Source organism: Streptomyces sp. Xyl84, from assembly GCF_059731885.1.
This window is the reverse complement of record NZ_AP029182.1, coordinates 3,121,548-3,136,331: the sequence shown is the minus strand read 5'-3', so window position 1 is coordinate 3,136,331 and position 14,784 is coordinate 3,121,548. Positions and strand designations below refer to the sequence as shown.

Here is a 14,784-nt window from a genome sequence, read left to right as displayed (position 1 = left end):
GTCTGTCGGAGAAAGAGGTAGGGGTATGGACGCCGGGCTCAAGCGCGAGCTGGAGGAGAAGGTGAGGGCGGGTGTCCGCCTGACCCGCGAGGACGGCATCGCGCTGTACGAGTCGGACGACCTGGCCTGGCTGGGCGGTCTCGCGCACGAGGTGCGGACGCGGAAGAACGGCGACGCCGTCCACTTCAACGTCAACCGCCACCTCAACATGACGAACGTGTGCACCGCGTCGTGCGCGTACTGCTCCTTCCAGCGCAAGCCGGGGGAGAAGGATGCGTACACGATGCGCATCGAGGAGGCCGTGAAGCTGGCCAAGGCGATGGAGGGGGAGAACCTCACCGAGCTGCACATCGTCAACGGCCTGCACCCGAACCTGCCCTGGCGCTACTACCCGCGCTCGCTCAGGGAGCTGAAGGCCGCCCTCCCGAACGTGTCGCTGAAGGCGTTCACGGCCACCGAGATCCACCACTTCGAGACGATCTCCGGGCTGAGCGCCTCCGAGATCCTCGACGAGCTGATCGACGCCGGTCTGGAGTCGCTGACCGGTGGCGGCGCGGAGATCTTCGACTGGGAGGTCCGGCAGCACATCGTGGACCACCGCACCCACTGGGAGGACTGGTCCCGCATCCACCGCCTGGCGCACGAGAAGGGCCTGAAGACCCCGTGCACCATGCTCTACGGGCACATCGAGGAGCCGCGCCACCGCGTGGACCACGTGCTCAGGCTGCGTGAACTGCAGGACGAGACCGGCGGTTTCCAGGTCTTCATCCCGCTGCGCTACCAGCACGACTTCGTCGACGTGAAGGACGGCAAGGTCCGCAACCGCCTCCAGGCCCGGACCACGATGGCGACCGGCGCGGAGGCGCTGAGGACCTTCGCCGTCTCGCGGCTGCTGTTCGACAACGTCCCGCACGTGAAGGTGTTCTGGGTGATGCACGGTGTGCGGACCGCGCAGCTCGCGCTCCAGCACGGCGCGGACGACATGGACGGCTCGGTCGTCGAGTACAAGATCACGCACGACGCGGACGACTTCGGCACGCCGGCCAAGCTGACCCGCGACGACCTGCTGGAGCTGATCCGCGACGCGGGCTTCCGCCCGGTCGAGCGCAACACGCGCTACGAGATCATCCGCGAGTACGACGGCCCGGACGCCGGCCGCCGCGAGTCGCCGCAGCCCATGCGGGTCTGAGCACCGCGGGCCGGCTCCGGGCCGGCCCCGCCGTGAGGCCGCGTGCCGGACGGGTACCCGTCCGGCATGGCCACCACCAAGGCGAAGGCGTCCGCGGCGGCGCCGGAGGACGCCTACACCGCCGAGCCGTTCGTCCCGGCCGGCGCCGATCTCGGGGCGCTGCGCCGCGCGGCTGCAGACTGCCGCGGCTGCCCCCTGCACCGGGACGCCACGCAGACCGTGTTCGGCGAGGGCGCCGGCCGTGCCCGGGTGATGCTCGTCGGCGAGCAGCCCGGCGACCAGGAGGACCGGCAGGGCAGGCCGTTCGTGGGACCGGCTGGCAAGCTCCTCGGCCGGGCGCTGGCCGACGCCGGCATCGACCCGGGCGAGGCCTACGTGACCAACGCGGTCAAACACTTCAAGTTCACCCGGTCCGAGCCCCGCAAGCGCCGTATCCACAAGGCACCCACGCTGCGGGAGATGACGGCGTGCGGCCCCTGGCTGGCGGCCGAACTGGCCCTCGTCGAACCCGAGCTGATCGTCGTCCTGGGGGCGACCGCGGGCAAGGCCCTGCTCGGCTCGTCGTTCCGGGTGTCCGAGGTGCGCGGGACGGTGCTGGAGCGGGAGATCCACGGGCGCCCGGAGCGGCTGGTGCCGACGGTGCACCCGTCATCCGTGCTGCGCGCCGACGACCGTGAGGCCGCGTACCGGGGGCTGGTGTCCGACCTGAAAGTGGCTGCGGGGGTCCTGGCGTAATGGTTACGATGCGCCCATGCCTCTTACCTTCACCCTGGACCCGTCCGTCGACCGCGCCCTGCGCGACGGCATCCTCGACCTGTGGACCGACGTGACGGACGCGGGCGGGGCGGTCGGTTTCGTGGCGCCCGCCTCGCGCGAGGCGATACGCCCGGAGTTGGTGAAGCAGTTCGTGGCGATGGCCGAGGGCCGCTCCCGGCTGCTGGTCGGCCACGACGAGGAGGGCGGGGTCGCCGCCACGGCCTTCCTGACCCTGAACCGGGACGCCCTGTCGGCCCACTGGCTGTGGCTGTACACGGTGATGGTGCACCCGCGCCACCAGGGCAAGGGGTACGGGCGCGACCTGCTCGCGGCGGCGGCGGACGCGGCCCGCGGCCTCGGCGGCATCGAGGCGATCCGGCTCAGCTGCCGCGGCGGACAGGGTCTGGAGCGGTTCTACGCCTCCTGCGGGTACAAGGAGGTCGGCCGGATCCCCGGCGCGACCCGGGTGGGCCCCGGTGACGACCGGGACGAGGTGATCATGCTGATGCCGCTGACCTGAGCCTTCGTGCGCCCGCGCGACCCGCGTGCGGCGAGTGGCCCCGTCCGTGCTTCACTGGACGGTGCCCTTTGGCCTTGTTCGGAACGGAAGAGTGGTTTGAGATGCTCCGCTACACGCTGATGCGCCTCGGGATCTTCGTGGGCTGCCTCGTGGTCGTCTGGGGTCTCGTCTACGCCGGCATCGTGCCGAGCGGCCGCAACGGCTCCAACAGCCTGTGGATCCCGCTCCTCGCCCTGGTGATCTCCGCCCCGATCAGCTTCGTCGTCCTGCGCAAGGAGCGCGACCGGGCGTCCGTCCAGGTCGCCTCGCGCGTGGACCGCATGAAGGCGAACATGCAGGCCGCCGGCCTGGCGGAGGAACTGGCCGGGGAAGAGGCGCGCATCGCTTCGAAGGCCCGGTCCTCCTCCCCCTCGGCCTCCTCGTCCTCTTCCTGACGGCGTGATCCGGCCACGGCGCCGGGCGTCGCCGCGCCGGTTGCCCGGCGGCCCGCTGCGCGAACCGTAGGCTTGCGCCCATGGGTGCCGTGAAGACCAAGCGGATGCCGCGGGCGGTTCGCGAACAGCAGATGCTCGACGCCGCCGTGCAGATCTTCGGCCGGCGCGGCTACCGGGCCGCCTCCATGGACGAGATCGCCGAACTGGCGGGCGTCTCCAAGCCGTTGGTCTACCTCTACCTGAACTCCAAGGACGACCTCTTCAGCGCCTGCATCCGCCGCGAGGGCGCCGCGCTGGCCGCGGCCGTCCGGGCCGGGGCCCGCGCGGACCTGCCCGCCGACCGGCAGCTGTGGGAAGGGCTGCGGGCCTTCTTCACGCACACCGCGCGCTGTCCGGACGGCTGGTCGGTGCTGCACCTCCAGGCCCGTACCCACGGCGAGCCGTTCGCGGCCGAGACCGCCGCCCTGCGCACCGGGATCGTCACCTTCGTACGGCAGTTGATCACCGAGGCGGCCCGGGACGCCCGCCGCGCGGGGGACGCCCGCTGCGCCCACGACCTGTCCGAGCAGGAGGCCGCCGGGCTCGCCGAGGCCCTGGTGGGCGCCGCCGAGTCCCTCGCCGCCTGGGCCAACGCCACCCCGGGCGTCACCGCCCGCCAGGCGGCCCTCACGCTGATGAACGTCGCCTGGGCGGGCCTGGGCAACCTCATGGAGGGCCGCCCCTGGAGCCCGCCGGCTCCCGGGGACTGACCGGCGCCGGGTTGCAGCGACCGGCGCCGGGTTTCAGTGACGGGTCTCAGGAACCGGCGTCGGATCCCAGGTACGGTCGCAGGGGCTCAGCAACGGCTCTCAGCAACGGCTCTCAGGGGCGCAGCGGCTCCACGTCACCCACCAGATGGACCCGCGCCGGTGTGTCCGCCGAGCGCAGCTCGAAGCGCCCGCGTCCGTCGGCGGCGTAGGTGAGCGCGCCCGGCAGCGGCACGGGAGCCCGGAAGGCGGCCCGCACCCGGACGGCGTCGGGGGTGCCGTGGGCGGCGAGGCAGCGGGCCACGGTCCACATGCCGTGGGCGATGGCCCGGGGGAAGCCGAACAGGCGGGCGGTGAGCTGGTGCAGGTGGATCGGGTTGCGGTCGCCGGAGACGGCGCCGTAGCGCCGGCCCAGGTCGCCCGCGAGCCGCCACTGCCCGACGGCGGGCAGCGGCGCGCGCCCGTCCCGGTGGGGGTCCGCCCGTCCGTCTCCCGGATCCCCGTGCCCGTCCGCGATGGCGCCGGGGACGCCGGTGGCCGGGGTGCGCGGGCGGTGGCGGGCCAGGTAGGTGCTCGCCGACTCCCACACGAGGTCACCGCCCGCGCGCAGCTCGGTGACGACGGTCGCCTGGGTGCCGCGCCGGTGCGCCGCCGGCCCGTCGACACGCACCGCGATGTCGTACGTCCCCGCCGCGGGCAGCGCGGTGTGCCGGGTGACGGCGATCGACGTGTGGACGAGGCCGAGCAGCGGCAGCGGGAAGCCGCCGCCGCTCATCAGGCGCATGGCGAGCGGGAAGCCCAGCACGTGCGGATAGGTGACGGGCAGCGTGTCCTCGCCGGTCGCGAAGCCGCACACCCGCTCGTAGGCGGCCAGCCGCGCGAGGTCGGGGCGGACGGACGGCAGCACGAGGCGGGTGCGGGGGAAGGGCGCGTCGGGGCGGGGGCGCCTGAAGGGGGAGCGCAGGGCGCCGCGCGCGAGGAGCGGGGCGAGGGCGGGTGTCCGGGTGAGGACGACGGTGGGGCGGTCGTCCGGGTCGGCGGCGGTCATGGTCACGCACCCAGCAGGCTCTGGCCGCACACGCGGACGACCTGGCCGTTGACCGCGCCGGAGTCCGGGTGGGCGAGCCAGGCCGTCGTCTCGGCAACGTCGACGGGGAGTCCGCCCTGCGCGAGGGAGTTCATCCGGCGGCCCGCCTCCCGGATGAACAGCGGGACGGCGGCGGTCATCCTGGTCTCGATGAACCCGGGCGCTACGGCGTTCACCGTGACCCGGTGCCGGGCGAGCGCGCGGGGCGCGAGGGCGCGGATCAGTCCGGCGACGCCCGCCTTGCTCGCGCCGTAGTTGGTCTGGCCCGCGTTCCCGGCCAGGCCCGCGATGGAGGCGGTGGCCACGATCCGGCCGCCCGGGCGCAGGGTGCCGGCCGCGAGCAGCGTGTCGGTGGTGCGCAGCACGCTCGCCAGGTTGACGTCCAGGACCTGGCTCCAGCGTTCGGCGGGCATGTTCACCAGCCGGCGGTCACGGGTGATGCCCGCGTTGTGGATCAGCACGTCCAGGCCGTCCGGCAGCGCGGCGGCGATCCGCTCGCCCGCGTCGGCGGCGGTGATGTCCAGGGCCAGGGCGGTGCCGCCCAGGCGTGCGGCGACCGCGCGGGCGTCCGCCTCGGCCGCGGGGACGTCCAGGACGACGACGTGGGCGCCGTCCCGGGCGAGGGTCTCGGCGACCGCCTCGCCGATGCCGCGCGCGCCGCCCGTGACGAGGGCGGTGCGGCCGGCCAGGGGGCGGCCGGGGTCCGCCGTGTCCTGGCCGGCGGAGGAGTCCGGTGCCGGGGGACCGACGTGGATCACCTGCCCGCTGACGTAGGCCGACTTCGGGGAGAGCAGGAAGCGGAGGGTGGATCCGGCGGCGTCCGCGTCGGTGAGCCGGACGAGGTTGACGGTCCTGCCCCGGCCGATCTCCTTGCCGAGCGAGCGGGTGAAGCCCTCCAGGGCCTGCTGGGCGGCGGCCTGGTGGTGGTCGTCCGCGTCGAGGGGTGCGCCCAGCAGCACCACGCGTCCGCTCGCCGCGACCGACCGCAGGACGGGGTGCAGTGCCGCGTGCACCGCGGCGAGGGTCTCGACGTCCTGGACCCCGGTGGCGTCCAGGACCACGGCCGCGGGGTCCCGGTCGCCCAGCGGCAGTCCGGTGCGGACCAGGACCGGGGCGGCGTCCAGGCGGCTCTCACCCGCCGTCAGGTGCAGCAGGGGGCCGTCGAGCAGCGGCCGCTCCGGTGACCAGCGGCGCAGGGCCGCCGGCTGCGGGAGCCCGAGGCGACGGGTCAGGAAGCGGCCGGGTGCGGTGCGGGTGAAGCTCAGATAGCGGTCGGCCATGTGCGTCTCCCACGGGTCGCCATTGCTTACTGTGGAGTAAGGTTACCGGGGGTAAGCCTATGTCACGGGTGAGGAGCAGGTCGAGATGAGTCCCCTACAGCCCGAACCGCACGCGGTCCGCAAGGTGGCGGTGCTCGGCGGCGCCCGCATCCCCTTCGCCCGCTCCGACGGCCCGTACGCCACCGCCTCCGACCAGGAGATGCTCACCGCCGCCCTCGACGCCCTGGTCGAGCGCTACGGCCTCCAGGAGCCCGGCGCCGTGGGCGAGTTCGTCGCCGGTGCCGTCCTCAAGCACAGCCGCGACTTCAACCTCGCCCGCGAGACCGTGCTCGGCTCCCGGCTGGACCCGCGCACCCCGGCGTACGACATCCAGCAGGCCTGCGGCACCGGCCTGCAGGCGGTGATCGCCGCCGCCAACAAGATCGCTCTCGGCCAGACCGGGTCCGCCGTCGCGGGCGGCGCGGACACCGCGAGCGACGCCCCGCTGGGCGTCAACGACGAACTGCGCCGCATCCTGCTCGCCGCCCGGCGCGCCAAGTCCGCCGGAGCCCGGCTGAAGGCCCTCGCGCGGGTGCGGCCCCGGCACCTCGTCCCCGACATCCCGCGCAACGCCGAACCCCGCACCGGGCTGTCCATGGGCGAGCACGCGGCCGTGACCGCCCGCGCCTGGGGCATCAGCCGCCAGGCGCAGGACGAACTGGCCGCCACCAGCCACCGGCGGCTGGCCGCCGCCTACGACCGCGGCTTCTTCCAGGACCTGGTGGTCCCCTTCCGCGGTCTGGAGCGCGACCAGAACCTCCGGCCCGGCTCCACGGTGGAGAAACTCGCCGCGCTCAAGCCGGTGTTCGGCCTGGACGGTCCCGGCCCGACCATGACCGCGGGGAACTCGACACCGCTGACGGACGGCGCGGCGACCGTGCTGCTCGCGTCCGAGGAGTGGGCGCGCGCCCGCGGCCTGGCACCGCTGGCCTACCTGACGGCGTACGAGACGGCGGCCGTCGACTTCGTGCACGGCGATGTCGCCGACGGCGAGGACGGCCTCCTCATGGCACCCGCGTACGCCGTCCCGCGGATGCTGGAGCGGGCCGGGCTCGGCATCGAGGACTTCGACCTGGTCGAGATTCACGAGGCGTTCGCCTCCCAGGTGCTGGCGACCCTGGCGGCGTGGGAGAAGAGGGGCCTGGCCCCGGTCGACCGCGCCCGCCTCAACGTGGCCGGGTCCTCCCTCGCCACCGGGCACCCCTTCGCCGCGACCGGCGCCCGTATCGTGGCGACGCTGGCCCGGCTGCTCGCCGAGCGCGAGGGCCCGGCCCGCGGGCTGATCTCCGTCTGCGCGGCCGGCGGCCAGGGCGTGACGGCGATCCTGGAACGCGCCTGAACGCCCGAACAGAGAAAGCCGGACCGCCCGAACGCCTGAGCGCCGGGACCCCGGCGCCGGCGCCGGCGCCCCGCCCGCCCCCGGGGATCCCGGGCGCGAACGTGCTCGCGCACACGTGTGAAGCGCGGGCGGGAAGAGCGCCAGGTGCACAACCCCGTCCCCGGACCATCGCCCGACCCGCCGGTAACCCGCACGGACTCCCCATGAGCGCGCCGTACGATCCCGTGTGCAACCGGCGGTAACACCGAAGGCCCCGCACAGCCGCGCACGCACCACCGGTGAACGACCCGGTCCGCGCCGCGCGTACCCCATGCGGCAGAGCAGGACGAAGCCGCAGGCCCCAGGAGCTGCCATGCCCATCTCGTACTCGTCGTCCCCGTGGCCGTCCGGTGCTCCCGTGCCGCCGCCCGCCGCCGCGCACCCCGGCCGCGCCCACGGCGTCGGCGCCCGGGACACCGCCGGCCGCGGCCAGGACCACGGCGGCGAACCCGGCCTCGACCTGGACCTCGACCAGGACCCCCAGGGCGGCCCGGCGGTGGTCGCGCCGCGGATCCGCCGGCTGGACGGCGTGGTCCGCGAGGCGTACGTGCCGCCGCTGGTGGCCCGGGTGACCCACGGCTCGCTCGCCGACCTGCCCTTCGAGAACGCCGCCGCCGACCCCGGGCGCCGCGTCCTCAGCCGCCGCGACGCGGACGGCGGCTGGAGCGACGTGACGGCACGGCAGTTCGCCGCCCAGGTGCGGGCCCTGGCCAAGGGCCTGATCGCGGAGGGCCTGGCGCCGGGCGACCGGATCGCCGTGATGGCGCGCACCCGTTACGAGTGGACGCTGCTCGACTTCGCCGCCTGGGCCGCCGGCCTGGTCACCGTGCCGGTCTACCCCACTTCCTCCCTCTTCCAGACCCGCTGGATCCTGCACGACTCGGGCGCGGTGGCCCTGGTGACCGAGACGGCCCGTCAGGCGGCGGCGCTCGGCCCCGAACGCGACCGCCTGCCCGGCCTGCGCCACCTGTGGGTCGTCGACCACGGCCACCTGGACCGGCTGGCGGAGCTGGGCGAGGCGACCGTGCCGGACCAGGAGACCGACGTACGCCGGGGCGTCCTCGGCCCCGACACACCGGCCACCATCGTCTACACCTCGGGCACGACCGGCCGCCCGAAGGGCTGCGCCCTGACCCACGGCAACTTCCTCGCCGAGGTCGACAACGCCATCGAACTCCTCCACCCGGTCTTCGGCGCGAAGGACGGCCGGATGAAGGGGAGCGGGGCGAAGGGACAGGAGGAGCCCTCGACCCTCCTCTTCCTGCCCCTCTCGCACGTCTTCGGCCGCATGGTCGCGGTCGCCTGCGTCCGCGCCGGGGTCCGCTTCGGCCACGCGCCGAGCCTCGCGGCGCAGGACCTGCTGGCCGACCTGGCGAGCTTCAGGCCGACGTTCCTGCTGGCCATCCCGTACATGCTGGAGAAGATCTACAACAACGCCCGGGCCACCGCCGAGCGCGGCGGCAAGGCGTCCTCCTTCGACCGCGCCGCCGGGGTGGCCCGCCGCTACGGCGAGGCCGTGGAGGCCCGGCGTCACGGCTCCGGCCCGGGCCCGGCCCGCTCCCTGCGCACCGCCCGCGCCTTCTACGACCCGCTGGTCTACCGCCGCATCCGCAACGCCCTCGGCGGCCGTCTGCGGCACGTCATCTGCGGCGGGTCCCCGCTCGGCCGCCGCCTGGCCGCCTTCTACGCGGGCGCCGGCATCGAGGTCTACGAGGGCTACGGCCTGACGGAGTCGACGGGCGCGGCGACGGTCACGCCCCCGCACCGGCCCCGCCTGGGCACGGTGGGGTGGCCGCTGCCCGGCACCCGGGTCCGGATCGCCGCGGACGGCGAGGTGCTGCTGAGCGGCCGTCAGGTGTTCCGCGGGTACTGGGACCCGAACGCGGGCGGGGTCGTCCCGGCGACCCAGGACGGCTGGTTCGCGACCGGGGACCTCGGCCGCCTGGACGACGAGGGCCACCTGACGATCACCGGCCGCAAGAAGGAGATCCTGATCACCGCGGGCGGCAAGAACGTGGCCCCCGCCCCGCTGGAGAACTGGCTGCGCGCGCACCCCCTGATCTCCCAGTGCATGGTCCTGGGCGACGGCCGCCCCTACGTCGGCGCGCTGATCACCCTGGACCCCGAGGGCATCACCCACTGGCGCCGGATGAACGGCAGGCACCCCGTGCCCGCCGAACTCCTCGTCGACGACCCCGACCTGGCGGCCGTCCTGCAACGGGCCGTGGACGAGGCGAACAAACTGGTCTCCCGCCCCGAGTCGATCCGCCGTTTCGCCGTCCTGCCGGTGGACTTCACCGAACAGGCGGGCCACCTGACCCCGTCGATGAAGCTCCGCAGGGACGCGATCATGCGCGACTTCGCCCGGGAGGTGGAGGGCCTGTACGGGGGCTGAGGGGTCCGGCGGCCCGTTCCGGCGCGGCGGCGAGGCCGCGGCAGCAGTCCACCACCGTCTCCGCGAACGCGCGGGCCAGCGGGGCGAGCGCGTCCCAGCGGCGGACCGCCCAGCCGACGGACAGCGGGCGCAGGGCCGGCACGGGCACCAGGCGCAGCGGGCCGTCCGGCGCGGTGTGGCCGGGCAGGGCGGGCACCAGCGCGCGCCCCACCCCCAGCTCGGCCAGCAGGAACGCGGTGTCCCAGTCGGCGACGCTCGTGTCGGAGCCGAACCGGACGCCCAGCTCCGCGCAGGCCGCGTCCAGATGGGCGGCCGACGTCGAGTTCGGCGGCAGCCGGATCGGACGCAGGTCGCGCAGTTCGGCCGCGTCCACCCGGGCCCGGCCGGCCAGCGGGTCCTCGGCCCGCACCGCCAGCACCCACGGCAGCTCCAGCACGCCGCGCTGCTCGACACCCCGCACCGGTGCGCCCAGCGTGACCCAGGCCAGGTCCAGCTCGCCGCCGCCCAGCGCGTCGAAGCAGCCCCGGCTCGAACTCTCCGTGAAGAACTCCAGGTTCACCTTGGGGTACCGGCGGCGGAAGGCGACCACCGCGTCCGCCATGAAGTGCCGTACGGTCGTCGCGCCGGTCGCGATCCGTATCGAGCCGGTCTCGCCGTCGGCCAGGTCGCGCAGCCGCCGCAGGGCACCGTCCAGGCCGGCGAGGCCGTCGGCGGCGGCCGCCCGCAGGATGGCGCCCGCGGGGGTGGGGACGACCCCGCGCGGCCTGCGTTCCAGCAGGCTCACGCCGGTCTCCCGCTCCAGCCGCTTCACGTGCTGGCTCACCGCCGACTGGGTGCGGCCCAGGTCCCGGGCGACCGCGCTGAGGTTGCCCGCGCGGCACACGGCCACGAACACCCGGAGATCATCGAGAGTCACCCGGTCAGGCTAGGCCCTTCTCGTCCGGATCACGCCGGGCTCGCGGGCTCCCGCGCCGACCCAAGTTTTTCCTTGGGTATGGCCACAAATCCCCAGGATTGACTGGACCTTGGGGCTGTACGACGATCTTCCCAGGGCCCGGGCGGCAACCCGCTCCAGCCCCTGCCGGGATCCGGACCGCGGGCGGGGGAGGGAGCGGGTGCCGACCCACACGGAGACGAGCACCGCCCCCGGAAAAGGGCAGGAGCCCCGTCGCCGGAAGGCGTGGGGCTCCTTGGGTACTGCAATCAGATCGGATACTGCGCGCGGGACGCTCAGACCGGGGTGACGTTCTCCGCCTGCGGGCCCTTCGGGCCCTGGGTCACGTCGAAGGACACCTGCTGGTTCTCTTCGAGAGAGCGGAAACCGCTGGCGTTGATCGCGGAGTAGTGAACGAAGACGTCGGGGCCGCCGCCTTCCTGGGCAATGAAGCCAAAGCCCTTTTCGGCGTTGAACCACTTCACGGTTCCGGTAGCCATAAGCCCTCCTTGGGCTCAAAGGGTCGCCCTGCTCCAGAACCTGCAAATGTGAAAACGAGATCGCCGCACAACTGCATACGTCTGAAAACGACCAGAGCCCGCGGTTACATGCTCCGCAGGCTCTGTACTGCAAGGGAAACCAAAACTGCAACTTGCTGGCGAGCCTAGCATGCGGGCACCGGAACGCAATAGGGGCCAAGATCACGTCACCCGGATGTTTGAAGGCTCTGGGGGGAGGTTGACGCAGACGATCCGGTGGAAGTCCGGCACCCGGAGGGCCGACCGGGTGAGCGAGGGCGCCGCCGGCCGCCGCCGCTCGGGCGGCCACGGCGGCCGAGGGGGCGGCGGCGGGAGGCGCGGGGGCAGGGTCTAGTCTCGCGATGTGGACAATTCTCGCATCCGGCCGCGCGTCGGCCACATCCAGTTCCTCAACTGCCTGCCCCTCTACTGGGGGCTCGCGAGAACGGGCACGCTCCTCGACTTCGAGCTGACCAAGGACACCCCCGAGAAGCTCAGCGAGCAGCTCGTGCGGGGAGACCTCGACATCGGTCCCGTCACCCTCGTCGAATTCCTCAAGAACGCGGACGACCTGGTCGCCTTCCCCGACATCGCCGTCGGCTGCGACGGCCCGGTGATGTCCTGCGTGATCGTCTCGCAGGTCCCGCTGGACCGGCTCGACGGGGCCCGGGTCGCCCTCGGATCGACCTCCCGCACCTCCGTCCGCCTCGCCCAGCTGCTGCTCGCCGAGCGCTACGGCGTGACGCCGGAGTACTACACCTGCCCGCCCGACCTCAGCCTGATGATGCAGGAGGCGGACGCGGCCGTCCTCATCGGCGACGCGGCCCTGCGCGCGAACCTGCACGACGGCCCGCGCTACGGCCTGGACGTGCACGACCTCGGGCAGCTGTGGAAGGAGTGGACGGGCCTGCCGTTCGTCTTCGCCGTCTGGGCGGCGCGCCGCGACTACCTGGAGCAGGAGCCCTTCATCACCCGCAAGGTGCACGAGGCCTTCCTGTCCTCGCGCAACCTCTCCCTGGAGGAGGTCGGCAAGGTCGCCGAGCAGGCCGCCCGCTGGGAGGCCTTCGACGAGAAGGTGCTGGAGAAGTACTTCACCACCCTCGACTTCAGTTTCGGCGCCCCGCAGCTGGAGGCGGTCGCCGAGTTCGCCCGGCGGGTCGGCCCGACGACGGGCTTCCCGGCGGACGTGAAGGTGGACCTGCTGCGGCCCTGAGCCCCCGCGCCTGCGATCGCCTCCCTGCCGGGGCACGGCCCGCCGCACTACCCTGCTGAAAAGGCCGGTGACCGGCGTACGGGGGAGGGGTGGTCGGCATGCAGCCGCTCGCGCACGACGAGCCCACCGCCGTGGGGCCCTACCGGCTGCTGGGCCGGCTCGGCTCCGGTGGCATGGGCCGCGTCTACCTGGGCCGCAGTCCCGGCGGCCGCACGGTCGCGGTGAAGATCGTGCACCCGCACCACGCCCTCGACGAGGAGTTCCGCGCCCGGTTCCGCCGTGAGGTGTCCGCCGCCCGCCGGGTGGGCGGCGCCTGGACGGCACCCGTGCTGGACGCCGATCCCGGCGCGCCCGTGCCCTGGGTGGCCACCGCCTACGCGGCCGGCCCCTCTCTCACCGCGGCGGTCGCGGACGCCGGCCCGCTGCCCGCGCACTCCGTACGGACCCTGACGGGGGGCCTGGCCGAGGCGCTGACGGCGGTGCACGCGCTGGGCCTGGTGCACCGGGACGTCAAGCCGTCCAACGTCCTGCTCACCCTCGACGGTCCGCTGCTGATCGACTTCGGCATCGCCCGCGCCACGGACGGCACGGCGTCCCTGACCTCGACCGGCGTCTCCGTCGGCTCGCCCGGTTACATGGCGCCCGAGCAGATCCTCGGCAAGGGCGTCACCGGTGCGGCGGACGTCTTCTCCCTGGGCGCCGTCCTGGCGTACGCGGCGATGGGCGTCTCCCCGTTCAGCGGCGACTCCTCGGCCGCCCTGCTCTACAAGGTGGTCCACGAGGAGCCCGAGCTGGAGCCGCTGGTGGACGGCGAGCTGCGGGAGCTGGCGCGCGCCTGTCTCGCCAAGGACCCCGGCGACCGGCCCGGACCCGGCGAGATCGCCCGGCGCCTCGCCCCCGGCGGCGCGGCCCGGCTCGTCGCCGGTGGCTGGCTGCCGGGCCCCCTGGTGGAACAGGTCAGCCGCAGCGCCGTGCGCCTGCTGAACCTGGAGACGGAGACGGGCGCCGGTCCGCCGGACCGGGCGTCGGGCCCGGTCGGCTTCAGCAGCACCGCGCTCCCCGCCACCGGGGCCGCAGGCGGTCCCGCCGGTGGTCCGGGCCCCGGTCCTGCTGCGGGCTCGGGGCCCGGTACCGGTTCCGCCGCACCGGTCGTCGCCGGCGTGTTCGGCCCCCCGCCGGTGATGCCGGCGGCACCGGAGACGCGGCCGACGGAGCCGCCGGGCGGCCGGGAGTGGGCGGGTGCTCCGGAGGGGCCAGGCGGTCCCGAGTGGCCGGGCGGTTCCGAGTCGGGCGGTCCTGAGTGGGCTGGCGGTGCGCAGTGGCCGATGGGTCCTGAGTGGACAGACGGCCGGGAGGAGGCAGGCGGCCCGCGGACGTCCGGCGGGGCGGAGCCGCACGGTGGCCCGGCGACGCCCGGTGGCCGTGCGACGCACGGCGGTCCAGCGGTGCACGGCGGTCCGGCGACGCACGGTGGGGCGCAGGCGGCCCGTGGGGCGGAGTCGGCCGGCGGTCCCGCAGCGCCCCGCGGGGCGGAGGCGGCCGGTGGTCACCCGGCGCCCGGTCGGCCCGACCCGGGACCGCCCTCCCCGTCCGGACCGGGCGGGTTCTCCGTCACCGTGGCGGCCGGCGCGGCCCCCGGCGCCGGGGGCCGGGGCCGCCGGATGAGCTGCAGCGTGGTGCTGGCGGTGGCCGGGGCCCTGGCCGTGGTCACCACCCTCGGGGCGGTGCTGCTGAACCAGTTCCAGGGCGGCGGCCAGGACGGAGCCGCCGCCGGCAGTACGCCTCCCACCGACGCCGGCACCCGGCCGTCCGCCTCACGCGCGCCCTCGCCCTCGGCCCCGTCCGGCGCGGTGCCCGAGGTGTTCCTGGGGACCTGGCGCGGCCCGGGCACGGTGACCGCCGCCGGGCAGGACATCCCCGGCGGCGACTACAAGATCGTCATCCGCCGGGCCGGGCCCACCGGTGTCGTCGGTTCGGTCACCCAGACCGACGCGCTCGGCGGCACCTGCGTCGACATCCTCACCCTGAAATCGGCCAGTGCCGGGGAACTCGTGGCGGTGGGGCGCGGCAAGGAGGGCAATCCGTCGCACTGCGTCCCGGACGACCACGAGGTCCGGCTCCGTCCCGACGGCCCCGACGCGCTCCGGTTCACCTCGGTCGATCCCAGGGCCGGCAACCCGAAGGCCCGTGTGGAGCGCGTGGCCTGACCGGGCGCCGCCCACCTGCCGTGGGCCGGCGACCAGCCCTGGCGTAGGCTGATTCGGTCCGTCCACAATCCCTACGAACCCTCTGCGA

13 protein-coding genes are annotated in these 14,784 nt (G+C 74.5%); 9 read left to right on the top strand and 4 right to left on the bottom strand.

Annotated features, from left to right (window positions below; translation table 11 throughout):
* Positions 1-25 precede the first annotated feature (25 nt).
* The 5 genes from mqnE (at position 26) to AC6I72_RS13480 (ending at position 3,648) form a co-directional block, all read left to right on the top strand.
* Positions 26-1,189: an aminofutalosine synthase MqnE gene (gene mqnE / locus AC6I72_RS13500; protein ID WP_498000989.1), complete on the top strand. Its 1,164-nt coding sequence runs from the start codon at positions 26-28 to the stop codon at positions 1,187-1,189.
* A gap of 66 nt (positions 1,190-1,255) precedes the next feature.
* Positions 1,256-1,924 (top strand): UdgX family uracil-DNA binding protein, encoded by a 669-nt coding sequence (locus AC6I72_RS13495; RefSeq protein WP_498000988.1) that lies wholly within the window; start codon positions 1,256-1,258, stop codon positions 1,922-1,924.
* A 16-nt stretch (positions 1,925-1,940) separates the two neighbouring features.
* The gene (locus AC6I72_RS13490) at positions 1,941-2,465 is read left to right on the top strand and encodes a GNAT family N-acetyltransferase (RefSeq protein WP_498000986.1); all 525 of its coding nucleotides are present in this window, start codon (positions 1,941-1,943) and stop codon (positions 2,463-2,465) included.
* A gap of 101 nt (positions 2,466-2,566) precedes the next feature.
* Complete coding sequence (locus AC6I72_RS13485; protein ID WP_498000985.1) at positions 2,567-2,899, top strand: DUF4229 domain-containing protein; 333 nt, start codon at positions 2,567-2,569, stop codon at positions 2,897-2,899.
* 80 nt (positions 2,900-2,979) lie between these two features.
* Positions 2,980-3,648, top strand: a complete 669-nt coding sequence (locus AC6I72_RS13480) for a TetR/AcrR family transcriptional regulator (protein WP_498000983.1) — start codon at positions 2,980-2,982, stop codon at positions 3,646-3,648.
* A 112-nt stretch (positions 3,649-3,760) separates the two neighbouring features.
* Here the strand turns inward: AC6I72_RS13480 and AC6I72_RS13475 are convergent, their stop codons facing one another.
* Both AC6I72_RS13475 and AC6I72_RS13470 read right to left on the bottom strand, forming a co-directional pair.
* Positions 3,761-4,693 carry a MaoC/PaaZ C-terminal domain-containing protein gene (locus AC6I72_RS13475; RefSeq protein WP_498004678.1) on the bottom strand — a complete coding sequence of 311 codons (933 nt, stop codon included), beginning with the start codon at positions 4,691-4,693 and terminating at the stop codon, positions 3,761-3,763.
* A gap of 2 nt (positions 4,694-4,695) precedes the next feature.
* Positions 4,696-6,012, bottom strand: coding sequence for a 3-oxoacyl-ACP reductase (locus AC6I72_RS13470; RefSeq protein ID WP_498000982.1), 1,317 nt, complete (start codon positions 6,010-6,012; stop codon positions 4,696-4,698).
* Between the two features lie 85 nt (positions 6,013-6,097).
* Here AC6I72_RS13470 and AC6I72_RS13465 point away from each other — a divergent pair, with 85 nt between their 5' ends.
* Both AC6I72_RS13465 and AC6I72_RS13460 read left to right on the top strand, forming a co-directional pair.
* On the top strand, positions 6,098-7,390 hold the full coding sequence (locus tag AC6I72_RS13465; protein WP_498000981.1) for an acetyl-CoA C-acetyltransferase: 1,293 nt from the start codon (positions 6,098-6,100) through the stop codon (positions 7,388-7,390).
* A gap of 352 nt (positions 7,391-7,742) precedes the next feature.
* Positions 7,743-9,824, top strand: a complete 2,082-nt coding sequence (locus tag AC6I72_RS13460; RefSeq protein ID WP_498000980.1) for an AMP-dependent synthetase/ligase — start codon at positions 7,743-7,745, stop codon at positions 9,822-9,824.
* Here the strand turns inward: AC6I72_RS13460 and AC6I72_RS13455 are convergent.
* Positions 9,778-10,740 (bottom strand): LysR family transcriptional regulator, encoded by a 963-nt coding sequence (locus tag AC6I72_RS13455; protein ID WP_498000979.1) that lies wholly within the window; start codon positions 10,738-10,740, stop codon positions 9,778-9,780. The two genes, AC6I72_RS13460 and AC6I72_RS13455, sit on opposite strands and share 47 nt — an antisense overlap.
* A 314-nt stretch (positions 10,741-11,054) precedes the next feature.
* Positions 11,055-11,258, bottom strand: coding sequence for a cold-shock protein (locus AC6I72_RS13450; RefSeq protein ID WP_003992177.1), 204 nt, complete (start codon positions 11,256-11,258; stop codon positions 11,055-11,057).
* 382 nt (positions 11,259-11,640) lie between these two features.
* On the opposite strand from AC6I72_RS13450, the gene AC6I72_RS13445 reads away from it, so the two are divergent.
* Complete coding sequence (locus AC6I72_RS13445) at positions 11,641-12,489, top strand: menaquinone biosynthetic enzyme MqnA/MqnD family protein (RefSeq protein WP_498000978.1); 849 nt, start codon at positions 11,641-11,643, stop codon at positions 12,487-12,489.
* A 98-nt stretch (positions 12,490-12,587) separates the two neighbouring features.
* On the top strand, positions 12,588-14,696 hold the full coding sequence (locus tag AC6I72_RS13440) for a serine/threonine-protein kinase (protein ID WP_498000977.1): 2,109 nt from the start codon (positions 12,588-12,590) through the stop codon (positions 14,694-14,696).
* Positions 14,697-14,784: the final 88 nt, after the last annotated feature.

What these genes read in the sequence shown, in the direction of transcription:
- mqnE (WP_498000989.1), top strand. Translation starts at nt 26, where the DNA reads ATGGACGCCGGGCTCAAGCGCGAGCTGGAGGAGAAGGTGAGGGCGGGT.
- AC6I72_RS13495 (WP_498000988.1), top strand. Translation starts at nt 1,256, where the DNA reads ATGGCCACCACCAAGGCGAAGGCGTCCGCGGCGGCGCCGGAGGACGCC.
- AC6I72_RS13490 (WP_498000986.1), top strand. Translation starts at nt 1,941, where the DNA reads ATGCCTCTTACCTTCACCCTGGACCCGTCCGTCGACCGCGCCCTGCGC.
- AC6I72_RS13485 (WP_498000985.1), top strand. Translation starts at nt 2,567, where the DNA reads ATGCTCCGCTACACGCTGATGCGCCTCGGGATCTTCGTGGGCTGCCTC.
- AC6I72_RS13480 (WP_498000983.1), top strand. Translation starts at nt 2,980, where the DNA reads ATGGGTGCCGTGAAGACCAAGCGGATGCCGCGGGCGGTTCGCGAACAG.
- AC6I72_RS13475 (WP_498004678.1), bottom strand. Translation starts at nt 4,693, where the DNA reads ATGACCGCCGCCGACCCGGACGACCGCCCCACCGTCGTCCTCACCCGG.
- AC6I72_RS13470 (WP_498000982.1), bottom strand. Translation starts at nt 6,012, where the DNA reads ATGGCCGACCGCTATCTGAGCTTCACCCGCACCGCACCCGGCCGCTTC.
- AC6I72_RS13465 (WP_498000981.1), top strand. Translation starts at nt 6,098, where the DNA reads ATGAGTCCCCTACAGCCCGAACCGCACGCGGTCCGCAAGGTGGCGGTG.
- AC6I72_RS13460 (WP_498000980.1), top strand. Translation starts at nt 7,743, where the DNA reads ATGCCCATCTCGTACTCGTCGTCCCCGTGGCCGTCCGGTGCTCCCGTG.
- AC6I72_RS13450 (WP_003992177.1), bottom strand. Translation starts at nt 11,258, where the DNA reads ATGGCTACCGGAACCGTGAAGTGGTTCAACGCCGAAAAGGGCTTTGGC.
- AC6I72_RS13440 (WP_498000977.1), top strand. Translation starts at nt 12,588, where the DNA reads ATGCAGCCGCTCGCGCACGACGAGCCCACCGCCGTGGGGCCCTACCGG.